Genomic DNA, 16,182 nt, shown 5'->3' with positions numbered 1-16,182 from the left:
CCCGTTCAGTGGTGATTTGAGTGACTTCGGGCAACCAATGTTGAACGGCCTACAGATGGCGCAAGAGGATATCAACGCTGCTGGTGGGCCGCTCGGCAGAGAGATCGAACTGTTTGATGAAGATTCTGAGACGAATTCGACGGCGGGAGTCAACGCGGCGAATTCTTTGGTGAACACGCAGAATGTGTCGGGACTGATCGGGGCGGTTTCGAGCGGTGTGACGATCAGTATCGCGCAGTCGGTGAGTATTCCGAACGAGATTCTCCACATCACCTCCGCGTCGTCGTCACCGACGATCAGCACGTTGGACGATAACGACTTCGTGTTTCGGACGCGGACGAACGACCGGTTCGTCGCGCAGGTCATGGCGCAGATAATTGAAGACGAAGGCGCTGATTCTGCAGCGGTGCTGTACATTAACAACGACTTCGGGGCCGCGCTCGCGGACACATTCGAGGAAACGTTTAGCGGGACGACGACGACTACGGTCGGGTACGAATCCGGGCAGTCCTCGTACCAGCAGGCGTTGTCTGAACTCTACGCCGACGATCCGGAGTTCATTGCGTACGCCGGGTATCCGGAAAGCGGGACGACGATCCTCAATCAGTGGAACGAGGAGGGGTATGGTGGGAACTGGGTGCTCCACACGAGCCTCCTCTCGCAGGACTTCCTCAACAACGTCGGCGCAGATATCCTCAACGGGATGTACGGCGTGCGGACACTCCCGCCGACCGGTGACGCGACGGGGAGCTTCGAAGAGGATTACGCCGACGCGTACCCGGACGCCGACCTGTTCTCGCCGTACTCGTGGAACTCGTACGACGCGCTCGTCTCCTACGCGCTCGCGGTCCATCACGCCGGGACGACCGATCCAAATACGGTGAAAGAAAGCATGCGTCCGGTCTCGAATCCTGATGGTGAAGCTGTGAGTTACGCGGAGGTCGGTGATGGATTCGACCTGATCGATGACGGGACGACGATCGATTACTCGGGGCCGAGCGGCGAGGTGAATTACGACGAGAACGGTGACGTCGCCAGTGACATGGCGATCGTTCTGGTTGAAGACGGCGAGTTCGTGGATCAAGAAACGATCCCGGCCAGTGACTTGGTCTAACCGGTGTTGAGTCCCGTAGCCGCGCTACGGGATATTACTACTCTATCAACGACGTATCCATGACAAGCAGCTTCACTCAACGGGTGTATCGGCCTCTCCGCAGTGGAGGGATCAATGACTAGCAGCGATATCCGTGTCGGTGTGGATATCGGAGGTACCTTCACCGATCTCGTCACGGTTTCGGACGGAACGCTTGATGTTACGAAGACATCCTCAACGCCTGAAGCACCGGAAGATGGGGTAACAGAAGGACTTGAAAAAACGCGTGAGAAAACCGGGGTTCGATTCGATGCTGTTGATTTCTTCGCGCACGGGACGACGGTCGCTACGAACGCTGTTCTGGAGGAAGACTGGGCGGACACCGCGTTAGTCACGACCGGTGGATTTCGTGATGTGCTTGAAATCGGGCGGCAGGCGCGGCCCGACATTTACGATTTCCAGACGGAGAAACCAGCGACCGTTGTTCCGCGAAACCTCCGGTATGAGATCCCGGAACGGTTAGACGAGCGGGGCGATGTTACGACGCCGCTCGATGAAGCAGCTGTTCGTAAGGTCGCAGTGCAACTCGTGGAGTCCGACGTTTCAAGCGTTGCGGTTAGCCTCCTCTTCTCGTATGAGAACAACTCGCACGAGCGTCGTGTCAAAGAGATACTGGAAGCGGAGGGCGTTGATGCGTCGTTCTCGCTGTCGAGTGATGTGCTGCCTGAGATTCGGGAGTACGAGCGGACGCTGACGACGGCACTTAACGCAGCGCTGAAGCCGGTGATGGACCGGTATCTCGGGAATCTCGAAGCCGAGATCAGTGACCTCGGGGTCCGCCCGGATCTTGAGATCATACAGTCGAACGGTGGGATAATCACCGCTGATGTCGCGCGGACACGCCCGGTCAACACGCTGCTTTCGGGCCCGGCGGCTGGCGTACAGGGAGCGAGTTACGTGGCCGGGCTCGCGGGCATCGAGAATCTCATCACGATGGATATGGGCGGGACGTCGTGTGACGTTTCGCTCGTCGAAGACGGCGACCCAATGGTTGCCACCGACGTGGAAGTCGGCGAGTACCCGGTCAACGTGCCGATGATCGATATTCACACTGTCGGTGCTGGCGGCGGGTCGATCGCGTGGATCGACGACGGTGACGCTCTGCGTGTCGGGCCGCGGTCTGCGGGCGCTGAACCCGGCCCGATTTGTTACGGTCGTGGCGGCACCGACCCGACGATCACGGACGCGCAACTTCTGTTAGGACGGTTGAACCCCGACGCGTTCCTCTCCGATGAGCTGTCGGTTGACGTCGATCGCGTCGACGAGATCTTCAAGCGTGAGATCGCCGACCCGCTCGACAAGTCCGTTGAGGATGCCGCGCAGGGTGTGCTTGATGTCGCAAACGCGAGTATGGAACGGGCGTTGCGTGTGGTGTCTGTCGAACGCGGATACGATCCGCGGGAGTTCGGGCTCGTCGCGTTCGGCGGGGCTGGGCCGCTTCACGCGACGACACTCGCCGCTGAACTCGATATTCCGAGGGTGCTCATTCCGCGGACGGCAGGTGTTCTCTCAGCACTCGGGTTGCTGATCAGTGACATCCTGTACGACTACAGCACTTCGCGTGTTCGAAACTGGGAGAGCGTCGATCCAAGCGATCTTCAAGCAACTTTCGACGAGTTCGTCACTCAGGGCCGCGAGCAGTTAGCGAACGAGAACCTGTCGGAGGCACAGATACAGTTCGAGCGGTCAGTTGACCTGCGGTACGCCGGGCAGGCCTTCGAACTGTCTGTCCCGGTCCCTGACGGGCCGATCGATTCACAGACGAAGACTGAGATTCGAGACCGATTCCATAGAAAACACCAGCAACGCTACGGGCACGCGTACGACGACGAACCAATCGAGTTAGTTACGCTTCGGACGCGTGCTCGCGGCGTCGTCGAAACGCCGAATCTCCGGCACGATTCAAACACAGGGGACGTTGCGGATGCTATCGTCGACGAGCGGCCGGTTCACTTCGACGGCGAAGTTCGTGACACGCGCGTGTACCAGCGGGAGCAGCTACCGGCCGCTGGCCAGTTCACCGGGCCAGCGATTGTGGAAGGCGCAGAGAGCACCGTCGTCGTTCGCCCGGAACAGTCCGTCGAGGTAGACGAGTACGGCAGTCTCATCGTGGAGGTTCAATCATGAGCGAGTCTCTAAGCATCGATTCAGTAACGCTTGAGGTGACCAGGAACGCGGCCGCGGCGGTCTGCGAAGAAATGAACGCGAACCTGATTCGAACGGGGTACTCCCCGAACATCAAAGAGCGGCGGGATTGTTCGTGTGCTCTGTTCGATGCGGACGCGGAAATGATCGCGCAGGCAGAGAACATGCCTGTACACCTCGGGTCGATGCCGTTCTCAGTTCGGGCCGCAATCGACCGGTTCCCGCGTGAGTCCTTGGATCCCGGTGATGCGGTACTGCTCAATGATCCGTTTTACGGCGGGGCGCATCTCCCGGATCTCACGCTTGTCACGCCGGTGTATCATGACGGCGAGATTATTGCGTTCACCGCGAACCGCGCGCACCACGCGGACGTCGGCGGGTCACACGCTGGGAGCGTGTCCGCTGATTCAACCGAGATCTATCAGGAGGGGCTTAGGATCCCGCCGGTAAAATTGTTTGAGAAAGGAGAGCCGAACGACGCTGTCTTCGAGATGATTCTCTCGAATGTCCGGACGCCGGACGAGCGTCGCGGCGACCTCAGGGCGCAGGAAGCTGCGAACGAAACTGGCCGGCGACGGTTCAGCGAGCTCGCAGACCGGTACGGGGCTGACAAGCTTGGAGTCGCGTTGGAAGAGATCAAAAACTACTCTGAACGCCGTATGCGGTCGGAGATTGCGTCGCTCCCTGATGGGGAGTACTCGTTCAAGGACGTGCTCGATGATGACGGTGCTGGGAACGTTGATTTACCGATCGAGGTCACGTTGGTAATCGACGGCGACGAGATCCACGTCGATTTCACCGGGACTGCGGATCAGACTGCCGGTCCGGTCAACGCGGTGTTCGCCGTGACGGCGTCCGCGACGTACTACGCAGTTCGCTGTGTGACAGACCCGAATATCCCGCCGAATCACGGGTGTTATCGGCCAATTACGATTGATGCCCCTGAGAAGAGCATCGTGAACCCGGACCCGCCAGCGGCAGTCGTCGGTGGGAATCTTGAGACCTCGCAGCGCGTGACAGACGTCGTGTTGGGTGCGTTTGCCGAAGTGGCCCCGGATAAGGTCGTTGCCGGGTCGCAAGGCACGATGAATAATGTCACGTTCGGCGGGGAAGATCCTCGGTCGGATGAACCGTATGCGTTCTACGAGACCCAAGGCGGTGGGTTCGGTGGACGCGCCGGGAAAGACGGGTTAGATGGCGTCCACGTCCACATGTCGAACACGATGAACACGCCCGCCGAGGTACTCGAAACCGCGTACCCGCTCCGCGTTTCGAAGTACGAGCTTCGTGAGGATTCGGGCGGTGCGGGAGAGTTCCGTGGCGGGCTTGGACTGCGTCGTGATATCACGATCCGGGACCATACAGCGACGTTCAGCCTTCTCGCGGACCGGCAAACCCATCGTCCGTACGGGTTGCTGGGCGGTGCTGATGGTGAATCCGGCAGCGCGGTGCGCATCGATTCTGACGGCGACACTGAGCGGCTGCCGCAGAAGTCCACGCACACACTGGGCCCTGGAACTACGGTGAGTATTCGAACGCCCGGAGCCGGTGGATACGGCGATCCAGCCGCCCGGTCGAAGACTGCCATCGAACGAGACCTGCGGACGGAGAAACTCTCGATCGAACAAGCACGAGCCGCATACGGTGACGCGGTGATTGACAAGATAATTGGATCGGACATCGACTCCGGGAACGACGGTGGGCAATCCGATGAATGAGCCGCGTCGACTCCCCGCTTGGCCTGCGGATCGCGCCTCACCTCGCTGTCGTGAGCATGGGGTACGTGATGTTCGGGTATGCTGGTGTCCCGGACTTCTATCTGAACCAGTACGACATCAGCTACGCGTCGTTCGGGCTCATGCTCTCGGCGACGCTGCTGCCGTTCGTTTTGGTACAGTGGCCGGCGAGCAGACTCGTGGAGCGAACGACAACGACCAGGTTACTGATCACTGCGACGATCGTCCAAGCGGGGCTCGCAGCGACTGTGGACTTCGCCCCAACATTTCCCACAGTACTCGGGCTGCGGTTCCTGTGGGGGATCGCCGCCGGACTAGTTCTCAGTGTCGGTGCCACCCACATCGCTCGCCTCTACAGTGGGGACGCCGCGAGCCGGCAGCAAGGCGTGTACGGCGGGATGCTGACGCTCGGCGGGGCGTTCGGATTCTTAATCACGCCGCGACTGGTGACTGCGACGAACGGGATCGGTATTCACGCGCTCGGCACGCTCATTGCGATTCCAGCCGTCGGGATCTTGTACCGCAATCGTGCCGAACGACTGACAATCTCGTCGGAATCGGCATCCGACGCCGCCGGCGAATCGGTACTGACGAACCCGGTGGTCGTGCTCGCGTCACTCTGCTACGTCGCCGCCATCGGGTCGTACCTGACGCTTTCGGCATTCATCACCTCGTACTTCGAGGACATCGGGATCCTCGGTCCGTTGAACGCGCTTGTTCTCGGAGTCGCAACCATCGGCCGGGCAGCTGGCGGCAGCGCCGTCGTCGGCTTTCCGGTGACAGACCCGAAGATCATCGCTGGCGCATCGACGGTTGCCGTGCTCGGGCTCGGCACACTCGCCGCAGCGCCCGCGGGTCCGCTTCGCGTCGGGCTGCCACTGCTAGTCATGCTAGCGGTGTCACTCCCGTTCGGCGCGATATACAACGTCGCTGCGGACGCGACCGCGACGAAAGGCAGCGCGTTAGCGATGGTCATCGCGGTCGGCAACCTCGTCGCGCTCGTGTTACCGGTCATCACCGGCTCGATCCGGGACGCAACCGGGGGCTACGAGGGCGCATTTATACTACTGGTCGGACTGAACGCACTCGCAATCGGAGCAGCGGTCCTCATCACACGAATACGCCAATGACACCACACTCGCCGTCACACCGGAGTCGTCCCGCCCGCGGAGGTGCGCTCCATGGTTAGTGCCGGACTCTTAGATGCGACAGTCCAAGGAGTAATTACTGGTGCGATAATCGCCGGTGGAGCGCTTGGACTCTCACTCATCTACGACATCGCGGAGGTCCCAAACTTCGCACACGGGGATATGATCACGATCGGCGCGTACATGGCGCTCGTCTTCAACAACCCCGGTGAGATCCCGTTCCTTCCGAACTTCGGATCCGCACCGTTCGTACTTGCGGCAGTCATCGGTGTCGTACTAGCTGGCGTCCTCGGCGCGGTGTACGAACTCGCAATCTTCCGGAAATTCCGCGAGAAAGACGCGGACCTGATCACGATGGTGATTGTGTCGCTGGGCCTCGCCCTCGTGTTACGGAACGCTGTGCTGTTCCTCGTCGGCTCAAAGAACATCCAGTACCAAACGCAGCGCGTAATCACCACGAACTTCGATTTCCTCGTTACGCAAAGCGGACTCACCGTCACCTCGACCCAACGACAAGCCGGTGAACTCGTCACAACCGGGGAGTGGGGGTACCCGTGGTGGCTCATCGTCGCCGGACTTCTCGCCGCCGTCGCGGTCGGGTACGCGATCTTCGCGTTCTACCGCGAAGAAGAAGATTTCACTACGGTTCACCTCATTCCGCCGAAAATCATGGGTGCCGCCGGGAGCATCGCTACCGTCCTCCTCCTCGGCGTGTTCGCCCGGCTCGACCCGCAGGGGACCGACTACATTCTCGGCACGCAGATCGGACTGAATGTCAAGCACATCACGATACTCGCGGTGGTCATCGCGGCGATGTTCATCCTGAACGTGATCTTGAAAACGACCAAACTCGGGCGTGCGATGCGCGCCACCGCAGACAACATGGATCTCGCGCAGGTCCGCGGCGTGAACGCTGACAGGGTTCAGCTTATTGTGTGGGTCGTCGCCGCGATGCTCGCCGCGCTCGCCGGGATCCTCACCGGGTGGTTCGCAACGAACCTCACGCCAAACATGGGGTTTGCGTTGTTGCTGCCCATTTTCGCAGCCGTGATTCTCGGCGGGATCTCCTCCCCGTACGGAGCCGTGGCGGGCGCGATGATCATCGGGCTGAGCATGGACGTCGGCGTCTACCTGATACCCGGCTCGTCGACGTACAGGGTAGCGATCGCATTCGTCATCCTAATCGGCGTACTGCTTGTCAAACCCGAAGGTATCTGGGGTGATGTCTAATGGCAGTCGCTGACTTCATCATCTCGCTCCTGACGTTCATTTCGATTTACAGCCTGTTCGGCATCGGACTGAACCTCAAATTCGGATTTACCGGCCTCATCGACTTCGGCCACGTCGCGTACTTCATGATTGGCGCGTACGTGACCGTGGTCCTGACAATGCCCGCCGGTGCCGCTGGGTACAGCGGCATCGGTGGATTCGCACTCCCAGCCATATTCAGTGCGCTCGGCCCGCTCGGGAGTCTCTTCGGCTGGATACTCGGTGTCCTTGGCGGAATGATCGCCGCTGCCATAGTCTCTCTCGCAGTGGGGATCCCGACGCTACGCCTCCGCGAAGACTACCTCGCTATCACAGCGCTCGGAATCGCCACTATCCTCACGACTGTGGTGAATGACGAAGAATGGCTATTCAACGGGCCGTTCGGCATTAACACGGTTCACTCACCACTCCGAGATGTCTTTCCGGTTAGTGTAGGCAGCTTCACGTTGAACATGGTTGTCTTCGGAGCCTTGTCGATAGCCGTGTTCGCGTTCACCGGGTACTGGCTCGTGAGAGTATTCCAACGCCAGGGTCGCCGCGGAAAACTTATCCTCGGCGTCTTAGTCCCGCTCATCGCCGTCTGGTACTTCGTTCTCCCAACGCTGAGCGGCGGGATGGTCGAACTCACCCGGAATACGCTCTGGCTATTCGACCCAACGGCGGGCCCCAACGGCGGGATAGACTACGACCGATTCATTCTACTGGTATCAGTCGCGGCGCTCGGCGGCGGGTATTGGCTCACCGAGCGAACGATCAACAGTCCGTACGGCAGGATCCTGCGGTCGATCCGTGAAGACGAGGATGTCCCGCGAGCGCTCGGGAAAGAGACATTCCAGTACAAATTACAAGCGCTGATGCTCGGGTCGGCACTCGCAGGGGCTGCTGGGGCGTTGTGGGCGATCAATATCGGATTCATTGCTCCCGACCAGTTCGCCGCGACGATCACGTTCTACGCCTTCACAGCCGTCATCGTCGGGGGAACCGCCAACAACAAGGGCGTAATCCTCGGCACCGCATTCTTCTGGGGAATCCGCAACGGGACCCGGTTCATCGATGTTCCGTCTCAGTACTCCATTCAACTCGCAGCAGCCCGTCTCATGCTGATCGGCCTCGTGTTGATACTCATTCTGTACTACCGGCCCGAGGGGCTCCTCGGCGAACAGGACTACGACATACCACTGCCGTCGCGGAACACCTCCGGAGGGACCGACGATGTCTGAACAGGACACACCGAGTTCAAAGCCCGACGCAACGGAAACGAACAGTCGAGCAACCGGAGGCTGCGGCGACCCGATTCTTCGAATCCAAGGGGTCACGAAACAGTTCGGCGGTATCACTGCCCTTGACGGCGTCGATCTGACCGTCGATCCCGGTATCACCGGACTCATCGGCCCGAATGGTGCTGGGAAAACGACTCTGTTCAACTGCCTGACCGGGTTCCATAAGCCGGATGATGGGCAAATTTCACTCTACGAGACGGATATCACTGGCAAGGAGCCGCCGACTATCGCCCAGCAAGGCATGGTTCGGACGTTCCAAATCCCACGCGAGCTCGCCGATATGACCGTGTTTGAGAACCTGCTTCTGGCTCCGATGAACCAACACGGTGAACGTCTCTTGGCTTCGTGGGTCCGCGGAGAGCAGTTCGTTGAAGAAGAGCAGACGATCCGAGACCGCGCACGCGAAATAGCAGCGTTCTTCGAGCTCGATCACTTACTCAATGAACCCGCTGGCAGCCTTTCGGGGGGCCAGCGAAAACTTCTCGAAATCGCCCGTGCGCTGCTTACGGACCCCGATATCGTGTTGTTGGATGAGCCGTTGGCCGGGGTGAACCCAACACTCGAACAGAAGATTCTCAGTCGGATCGAAGACCTCGTTGAGGACGGCTATTCGTTTCTTCTTATCGAACACGACATCGATCTCATCATGGACAACTGCGAACGCGTCGTAGTCATGCACCAAGGCGCGGTGCTAACGACGGGTCCTCCAGAAGAAGTCCAGTCAGACGAGCGTGTGATCGAGGCGTACCTCGGTGGTGATAACGTATGACTGTGCTTGAAGTCGAAGGGTTAGATGCGGGGTACGGAGATCTTCAGATCCTATCGAGCGTCGACATGACCGTTGACAACGGTGAATACGTGACGATCGTCGGGCCGAACGGTGCGGGGAAGTCTACGGCGATGAAGTCTGTTCTCGGATTGACGACGTACATGGACGGGTCGATCACGCTCAATGGGGAGTCAATCGAGGGGATGGACACGAACGCAGTCATCGAGCGAGGAGTGAGTTACGTGCCACAGAGTAACAACCTGTTTCCATCGATGACAGTTCGAGAAAACCTTCTCATGGGTGCGTTCAGTCTACCGGAAGTCCCCGAAGACCGACTGGAAGAGATTCTAGATAGATTCCCGATTCTGAAAGAACGCCAGCGGCAACGCGCCGGGACCATGAGCGGCGGCCAACAGCAGATGCTGGCGATGGGATCGGCGTTGATGGTTGACCCGGACGTCCTGTTACTGGACGAGCCGTCCGCGGGACTCGCACCTGAGCTCGTCGAAGACATGTTCGACCGGATCGACGAAATCAATGAGTCAGGAACAGCCGTTCTGATGGTCGAGCAGAACGCAAAGAAGGCACTACGTCGTTGCGACCGAGGGTACGTCCTCGTCAACGGCGAAAACGCCTACGAGGGGCCAGGTGACGAGTTACTACAGGATCAAGAGGTCCGCGAACGATTCCTCGGCGGGTAACCTCAGAATCTCCGTCTTCTGGTACACGTTCGATATGTTCCGGGTTGAGAGTGGTGAGCGGTGTGCTACTGGTCGTCTGGGTCGTGGATCTTCCGGATCCACGCGCCTTCTGAGAGCTTCAGCTGGATCTCTTCGCCGTCGTCCCACTTGTTGTCGAAGCCGCCGAAGACGTACCCGCACCCTTCGTCGAGGGTGATGTCGTCGTTGAACACGACGCAGGGGCGTTCGACGTCACCGCGGTCGCTGTTGCCGAGCATGACTTTCTGGTGCGGGGTGTGGCTGCTGAGATCGATGGTGTAGTTGACGAACGCTTTCGTCTTGATGAATCCGTTCGTGCCGTCGAGCTCGTCGATGTGGAGGAATGGTGGGTTGCTCATCACCGATCACCTCCGCGGATGACGGTGATTTGGCCGCAGGTTTGGACCGCGGGTTGCGGTTCTTTACAGGTTGGGCAGCGCGTGTCTGTGATCGGGTCTACGAGGTCGTCGCAAGCGTCGCACATCACGATACCGGTCGTGTCGAGGCGACCGTCGTTGATGAGGACGGTTCGGAGCCAACCGTCGCGGACGAGCAGGAGCGCGTCGACGGGTTCGTACAGGCGGGCGTGGCTACAGGTGGCTGCGTCGCGGAACCAGTTCGTGGTGATTGGGGAAGCGCTGGAGGGTGGTGATCGGTATAACTGAGAACGGTGAGGGAAGAACTGCTCGCGCCCCGATCACCCGCGAACATCTGTTCAGAGTGACGGAATGGGCATACTGGTGGTGCGACCCGTCATAAACTGAAACGAAGGAACTCTCGAATCAGCGACAAAGATGGTGAGGAGGGATACGACGAGTTGGGTATTCCAACAGGCCTAACGGATAATGACAACAACGAGTCTGAATAACTAACTCTCTATCTCCTCTTCTTTCGCATCCGCTCGATGCGGCCGCTTCATGACGATACACACGGTTTCAAATGGGACCGACAGGACAGACTACATAATGTATGAGTCGGATCTTCAAGACGTTGTATCGAGCGAGATCATCGATGGTGAGGTGTCGTCGTTGAATCTGAAGATAACCGACAACGAACTTGCCGTCATNGATCTTCAAGACGTTGTATCGAGCGAGATCATCGATGGTGAGGTGTCGTCGTTGAATCTGAAGATAACCGACAACGAACTTGCCGTCATCGTTGACATTGGGGACCAAGACGCAGCTTACACGGCTGATGAAGCCCGACAGTTAGCGACCAGTCTCAAGTCTATTTCGGACCAGCGTTGGGACGTAGATAACGATGACATCGTAGAGTANACGGCTGATGAAGCCCGACAGTTAGCGACCAGTCTCAAGTCTATTTCGGACCAGCGTTGGGACGTAGATAACGATGACATCGTAGAGTATCTCCGCGACTTAGCCGACGTGGTTGACAACGAGAAGTCAGTAAATGAAGTAGAAGAGAAGTGGGCAGGTAGAGAGGTAGGTATCTCAGTATGATAGGACGATAAACCGTTGAGTCTGCTGTCAAGCAGGTCTACACTCGCTCGTGTGTCGGAAATTAAGGGGTGGAAGCGCTAGCGGTTGTTGAAGTCCGTGGTCTCCTCTAACCGCTCAACGCGTTCGCGTAGCTCTTCAAATTCGGGATCCTCGGCCCGCGCATCCTCCAGCGGGTGGACATCGGTGAGTGCGTCATCGATGCGCTTGTCCTCGGCCTCGCCGCCGAGGTAGAGGTCACGCCGATCTTGATGGAGGCTCCGGAGCATCGACTCAGCGATGCCGGTGTCGTTGGCGATCGTCGCGAAATCCCCCGCGGTCGACGCCGGCGACTGCCTCGCGGTCCACTTTCCGGCGGACTGTGTAGCTCGGACGCCAGACCGTATCAGCTGAAGTTTTTGCTGGTGTTCTATCTGGGCTAAGCCGCCGATCAATCGAGCGACCATGCTGTATATCGTTTGCTGGAGTTCCGCGTCGTCAAGGTGAATCTTCGGGCTAACGTCGAGCCTCGACGCCAGTGTCATGTTCCAAGCATTCATGAAAAGTCAATGTCTTCCTGAACAGCCTCTAATGTCTGATAAACCCGTTCTGCAACGTGCTCAAAGTGTTCCTGCTCTTCATCCGAAAACGTCATCCACCAATTGTGGGCGACATCGTTCCGCGTCCCCATCAGCTTCGTGTAGGCCTCATATTCGCTGTCAGTTAGGAGCCCAAGGGCATTTGCCATGTAGACTTTCGGCTCGTTCCCCATCTGTTCGATTACATTTTGTTCCGAATTGGAGAGATCTGCCTCCCGATACGACTCTATTTCCTCGATTATTGCCCATTGAAGTAGTGATTCGACGAAGGCTGCTTGCCGGATAATAGTGGAGCAGTAGTCTCTAGACTCGATGAGTTTTTGTTGCTCATCAAGTTCTGCCTGAATCATCGCTGGGAGCAGAACATCAGCAAAGGCCCCCACGAGATCACCTAACAGTTCATCCAACGAGGATTCCCACTCAATCTCCCCCGAGGGAGTTTCGGTCAACTCAGGGCTGGGATAGTCTGTGAAGTCCATAGAAGCATAGTCTGTTGCCAGATCCATTATATCTGGCATCAGAGCACGATGCCCCGCTGTTAATTCCTGATCCTGACGGCCAAACATCAGAGGCCGCTACCAATTTGCCCCGTCTGGTTGTACACTCCGAGGCTCCGATACTGATCAGACCTGCGCGCGCGGAGGTCTGGGGTGTTAGCATCAGCTGTGCCTCGTCTATGGACAACTGCGCCGGGAACCGCTTCAGAAATTTGAGACGCCTCACGCGTGCGCGTTTCGGATAATAGCGCGAGGCGTCCCGAGAGTAAAATCGTCTACTCCTCATCCGTCCCGACCGTCTCCTCCAGCTGCTCGACGCGCTGTCGGAGCCGGTCGAGATCGGTTTCTTGAGAGCGGAGGTCCTCGACAGGGCGGACCCCTTCCAAGGCAGCGTCGAGGCGACCGTCCTCGGCCTCACCGGCGAGGTAGAGGTCTTTACGATCGGCCTCCAGACTCCGGAGCGTCGACTCTGCGACGCCCGTCGATTCGGCGACATCGGCGTACGGTTCACCACGATTGACGCGGGCGACGGCCTCGCGGATGTGGAGGTATTCCGCCGGGTTGACGCGGAGGTAGCCGTCCTCAACCTCGAACCCGGCAGGCGGGCGGCCAGTCCATTTCCCCGCGTCCTGAGCGGCGCGGACACCGGAGCGGATGCGCTGGAGCTTCTGCTGNACCTCGAACCCGGCAGGCGGGCGGCCAGTCCATTTCCCCGCGTCCTGAGCGGCGCGGACACCGGAGCGGATGCGCTGGAGCTTCTGCTGGTGTTCTATCTGGGCGAGGTCTCCCATCAACCGCGCCACCATGCTGTAGATCGTCTGCTGGAGCTCGCCGTCGTCGACGCGTATTTCCAGCCCGACATCGAGGGCCTCGACGCCGGTATNCCGCGCCACCATGCTGTAGATCGTCTGCTGGAGCTCGCCGTCGTCGACGCGTATTTCCAGCCCGACATCGAGGGCCTCGACGCCGGTATTGTTCTCCAAGCAGTGCTGGATAAACTCGTGAATCTCTGTCGGTCCCAACCAGGAGAGACGGCTGATCTCATGGACGACAATCAGGTCGAACGCGCCGCTTGCGATGTCGTTGAGGAGCTAGCTGTAGATCTCACGGGTGTCGGTACCAGCGGCTCCAGAAACGACCTCAGGGTACTCTTCGACGTCCCCGACGCCAAGCCGGTCGAGGTGTTCGCGGGCCTCCTCCAGTTGCCGGCCACCGTCTTGATCGGCTGTCGAGACGCGAGCATAGATTCCCGCGGATTCGGGTCCGGATTCGCTCATGTTTTCGAGGACACCTCAAGCGATTATACAACTGGGGGGTTTATGCGGAAAAGCGAATACCACTACGTTTAGCATCCAGTACGCCGAACCTAACAGACGGCTTCAACCCCATGAGGGTTCGTCTGAAACTCGGTGACCCTCAGAATAACCGGCAAAAATCGAGAAGTTATCGCCCTCGCGTATTTTCGACTACGACTGTATCGTAGTTTACTACCCAAAGGTTATACTACATTATCGGTAATTGTCACCTGCCGTCGAACCGACGGCGTTCAAACGAGCCGGCTCAGTAGCTGACGCTCGTTAGGACATAACAACCGAGGGGTGGCCTGGACTCCACCCCTCACTCCAATACGCCTGAGCGACAGCTTCGAGAGTTAACCAACACACGACCCAATAGCCACCAACTGTTGGTTAAACAGAATTTTCAACCCCACCAGGGTTCGTCTGAAACTGAGCTCATAGGTTGATGTCCCGGCCGGTGTAGTCCCAATTCAACCCCACGAGGGTTCATCTGAAACTTGGTCCCGTCACCGTCGGCGTCGATACCGAGGAAGCTTCGACCCCACAAGGGTCCATCTGAAACTACTCGTCGATCATCAGGCCACTCTCCATTTTGCGGCTTCGACCCCACAAGGGTCCATCTGAAACCCTTCGGACCCTCCGCGACGAGACGGGCGGGATTCAGCTTCGACCCCACAAGGGTCCATCTGAAACTGACGATATACGCTTGCTCGCGCTTCGCGAAGTAATAGCTTCGACCCCACAAGGGTCCATCTGAAACCTCGTCGTCGCCTGGCTTGTACCCACGCACGATGCTTCAACCCCACAAGGGTCCATCTGAAACGAGCCGAGCGAGGTGGGGCTATGACCCCCCGCGCTTCGACCCCACAAGGGTCCATCTGAAACCCGACCATTGGACCACAAGCCAACGTGTCCAAGAGCTTCGACCCCACAAGGGTCCATCTGAAACAGGACTCCCCTGCCGAGATATTCGCCGACGTCGTGCTTCGACCCCACAAGGGTCCATCTGAAACCTACCGCCGCGATGCTCGCCCTCGCACTCCTTCCGGGGCTTCGACCCCACAAGGGTCCATCTGAAACGCTCATCGACACTAAGGAGAGCGTAATCCATGTCCACGCTTCGACCCCACAAGGGTCCATCTGAAACGACTAGGGGTCTAGTTCCCAATCCTGCGAGCGGTCGCTTCGACCCCACAAGGGTCCATCTGAAACGACGTACGACAGCCCCCAGAGATCTGCGCTCTTGAAGCTTCGACCCCACAAGGGTCCATCTGAAACGTGGCAGACGCCGGTGTATCGGTTCCACGACATGGCTTCGACCCCACAAGGGTCCATCTGAAACCGTACACGCGGATCCAGCTCGGTCGCAACTACGCGCTTCGACCCCACAAGGGTCCATCTGAAACACGCGCTCCTTCCGGACGCTTTGGAGCAGATCTCGGCTTCGACCCCACAAGGGTCCATCTGAAACTTTCATCAGACTGGGTGGGTAAGATGTATCGACAATGGCTTCGACCCCACAAGGGTCCATCTGAAACCTGTTCTCGTTCGGGTTCGGGCAGCTCGCCGTGACCGCTTCGACCCCACAAGGGTCCATCTGAAACTCGGCTATCATTGGCGTCACCAGTGCGACTCTCCACCGCTTCGACCCCACAAGGGTNACCCCACAAGGGTCCATCTGAAACTCGGCTATCATTGGCGTCACCAGTGCGACTCTCCACCGCTTCGACCCCACAAGGGTCCATCTGAAACCCGGAGACGGACGTTGTGCGGCCGCGGTTCTTGTTGGCTTCGACCCCACAAGGGTCCATCTGAAACCGCCGGACGTCCCGCTCGCGAACGACGGCGTCAAGCCGCTTCGACCCCACAAGGGTCCATCTGAAACGCCCCCAGACCCGGCGGTCGTATCGAGACGACCATGCGCTTCGACCCCACAAGGGTCCATCTGAAACGACGCCGACATGATCGAAACCGGCACGTCGAAGGCGGCTTCGACCCCACAAGGGTCCATNCCCCACAAGGGTCCATCTGAAACGACGCCGACATGATCGAAACCGGCACGTCGAAGGCGGCTTCGACCCCACAAGGGTCCATCTGAAACACCGACGAGAACACGGTCGCGATTCTCCACGA

The 16,182-nt window shown here is 58.8% G+C and carries 12 protein-coding genes; 9 read left to right on the top strand and 3 right to left on the bottom strand.

Annotated features, from left to right (window positions below):
- The first annotated feature begins 37 nt into the window (after window positions 1-37).
- The 8 genes from C464_RS16380 (at window position 38) to C464_RS16345 (ending at window position 10,201) form a co-directional block, all read left to right on the top strand.
- Entirely contained in the window at window positions 38-1,114 is a 1,077-nt protein-coding gene (locus C464_RS16380; RefSeq protein ID WP_239640261.1) for an ABC transporter substrate-binding protein, read from the top strand.
- A 114-nt stretch (window positions 1,115-1,228) separates the two neighbouring features.
- The gene (locus tag C464_RS16375) at window positions 1,229-3,280 is read left to right on the top strand and encodes a hydantoinase/oxoprolinase family protein (protein WP_049911331.1); all 2,052 of its coding nucleotides are present in this window, start codon (window positions 1,229-1,231) and stop codon (window positions 3,278-3,280) included.
- Window positions 3,277-5,016: a hydantoinase B/oxoprolinase family protein gene (locus tag C464_RS16370; RefSeq protein ID WP_006114900.1), complete on the top strand. Its 1,740-nt coding sequence runs from the start codon at window positions 3,277-3,279 to the stop codon at window positions 5,014-5,016. Before C464_RS16375 ends, C464_RS16370 begins: the two co-directional genes overlap by 4 nt.
- Window positions 5,013-6,164, top strand: a complete 1,152-nt coding sequence (locus C464_RS16365) for an MFS transporter (protein ID WP_006114899.1) — start codon at window positions 5,013-5,015, stop codon at window positions 6,162-6,164. Before C464_RS16370 ends, C464_RS16365 begins: the two co-directional genes overlap by 4 nt.
- 51 nt (window positions 6,165-6,215) lie before the next feature.
- On the top strand, window positions 6,216-7,412 hold the full coding sequence (locus tag C464_RS16360; RefSeq protein ID WP_006114898.1) for a branched-chain amino acid ABC transporter permease: 1,197 nt from the start codon (window positions 6,216-6,218) through the stop codon (window positions 7,410-7,412).
- Window positions 7,412-8,671 carry a branched-chain amino acid ABC transporter permease gene (locus C464_RS16355; protein WP_006114897.1) on the top strand — a complete coding sequence of 420 codons (1,260 nt, stop codon included), beginning with the start codon at window positions 7,412-7,414 and terminating at the stop codon, window positions 8,669-8,671. Before C464_RS16360 ends, C464_RS16355 begins: the two co-directional genes overlap by 1 nt.
- Entirely contained in the window at window positions 8,664-9,500 is an 837-nt protein-coding gene (locus tag C464_RS16350; RefSeq protein WP_006114896.1) for an ABC transporter ATP-binding protein, read from the top strand. Before C464_RS16355 ends, C464_RS16350 begins: the two co-directional genes overlap by 8 nt.
- Entirely contained in the window at window positions 9,497-10,201 is a 705-nt protein-coding gene (locus tag C464_RS16345) for an ABC transporter ATP-binding protein (protein WP_006114895.1), read from the top strand. The genes C464_RS16350 and C464_RS16345 overlap by 4 nt, the downstream gene beginning before the upstream one ends.
- Window positions 10,202-10,266: 65 nt before the next feature.
- Here the strand turns inward: C464_RS16345 and C464_RS16340 are convergent, their stop codons facing one another.
- From C464_RS16340 to C464_RS16325, 3 genes are all read right to left on the bottom strand, one after another.
- Window positions 10,267-10,578 (bottom strand): hypothetical protein, encoded by a 312-nt coding sequence (locus C464_RS16340; protein WP_006114894.1) that lies wholly within the window; start codon window positions 10,576-10,578, stop codon window positions 10,267-10,269.
- 1,178 nt (window positions 10,579-11,756) lie between these two features.
- Window positions 11,757-12,215: a hypothetical protein gene (locus tag C464_RS16330; protein ID WP_049911329.1), complete on the bottom strand. Its 459-nt coding sequence runs from the start codon at window positions 12,213-12,215 to the stop codon at window positions 11,757-11,759.
- The gene (locus tag C464_RS16325) at window positions 12,212-12,733 is read right to left on the bottom strand and encodes a hypothetical protein (RefSeq protein ID WP_049911328.1); all 522 of its coding nucleotides are present in this window, start codon (window positions 12,731-12,733) and stop codon (window positions 12,212-12,214) included. The genes C464_RS16330 and C464_RS16325 overlap by 4 nt, the downstream gene beginning before the upstream one ends.
- Window positions 12,734-13,794: 1,061 nt before the next feature.
- On the opposite strand from C464_RS16325, the gene C464_RS20090 reads away from it, so the two are divergent.
- Window positions 13,795-14,100 carry a hypothetical protein gene (locus tag C464_RS20090; protein WP_006114889.1) on the top strand — a complete coding sequence of 102 codons (306 nt, stop codon included), beginning with the start codon at window positions 13,795-13,797 and terminating at the stop codon, window positions 14,098-14,100.
- Window positions 14,101-16,182 lie beyond the last annotated feature (2,082 nt).

This window comes from Halorubrum coriense DSM 10284 (genome assembly GCF_000337035.1).
Classification (GTDB): Archaea; Halobacteriota; Halobacteria; order Halobacteriales; family Haloferacaceae; genus Halorubrum; species Halorubrum coriense.
Note: the sequence above shows the minus strand (reverse complement) of the source record. Positions and strands in the feature narration are given on the sequence as shown.

Coding starts and splice junctions, on each gene's coding strand:
- C464_RS16380 (WP_239640261.1), top strand. CDS start 38: ATGTTGAACGGCCTACAGATGGCGCAAGAGGATATCAACGCTGCTGGT.
- C464_RS16375 (WP_049911331.1), top strand. CDS start 1,229: ATGACTAGCAGCGATATCCGTGTCGGTGTGGATATCGGAGGTACCTTC.
- C464_RS16370 (WP_006114900.1), top strand. CDS start 3,277: ATGAGCGAGTCTCTAAGCATCGATTCAGTAACGCTTGAGGTGACCAGG.
- C464_RS16365 (WP_006114899.1), top strand. CDS start 5,013: ATGAGCCGCGTCGACTCCCCGCTTGGCCTGCGGATCGCGCCTCACCTC.
- C464_RS16360 (WP_006114898.1), top strand. CDS start 6,216: ATGGTTAGTGCCGGACTCTTAGATGCGACAGTCCAAGGAGTAATTACT.
- C464_RS16355 (WP_006114897.1), top strand. CDS start 7,412: ATGGCAGTCGCTGACTTCATCATCTCGCTCCTGACGTTCATTTCGATT.
- C464_RS16350 (WP_006114896.1), top strand. CDS start 8,664: ATGTCTGAACAGGACACACCGAGTTCAAAGCCCGACGCAACGGAAACG.
- C464_RS16345 (WP_006114895.1), top strand. CDS start 9,497: ATGACTGTGCTTGAAGTCGAAGGGTTAGATGCGGGGTACGGAGATCTT.
- C464_RS16340 (WP_006114894.1), bottom strand. CDS start 10,578: ATGAGCAACCCACCATTCCTCCACATCGACGAGCTCGACGGCACGAAC.
- C464_RS16330 (WP_049911329.1), bottom strand. CDS start 12,215: ATGAATGCTTGGAACATGACACTGGCGTCGAGGCTCGACGTTAGCCCG.
- C464_RS16325 (WP_049911328.1), bottom strand. CDS start 12,733: ATGGACTTCACAGACTATCCCAGCCCTGAGTTGACCGAAACTCCCTCG.
- C464_RS20090 (WP_006114889.1), top strand. CDS start 13,795: ATGGACGACAATCAGGTCGAACGCGCCGCTTGCGATGTCGTTGAGGAG.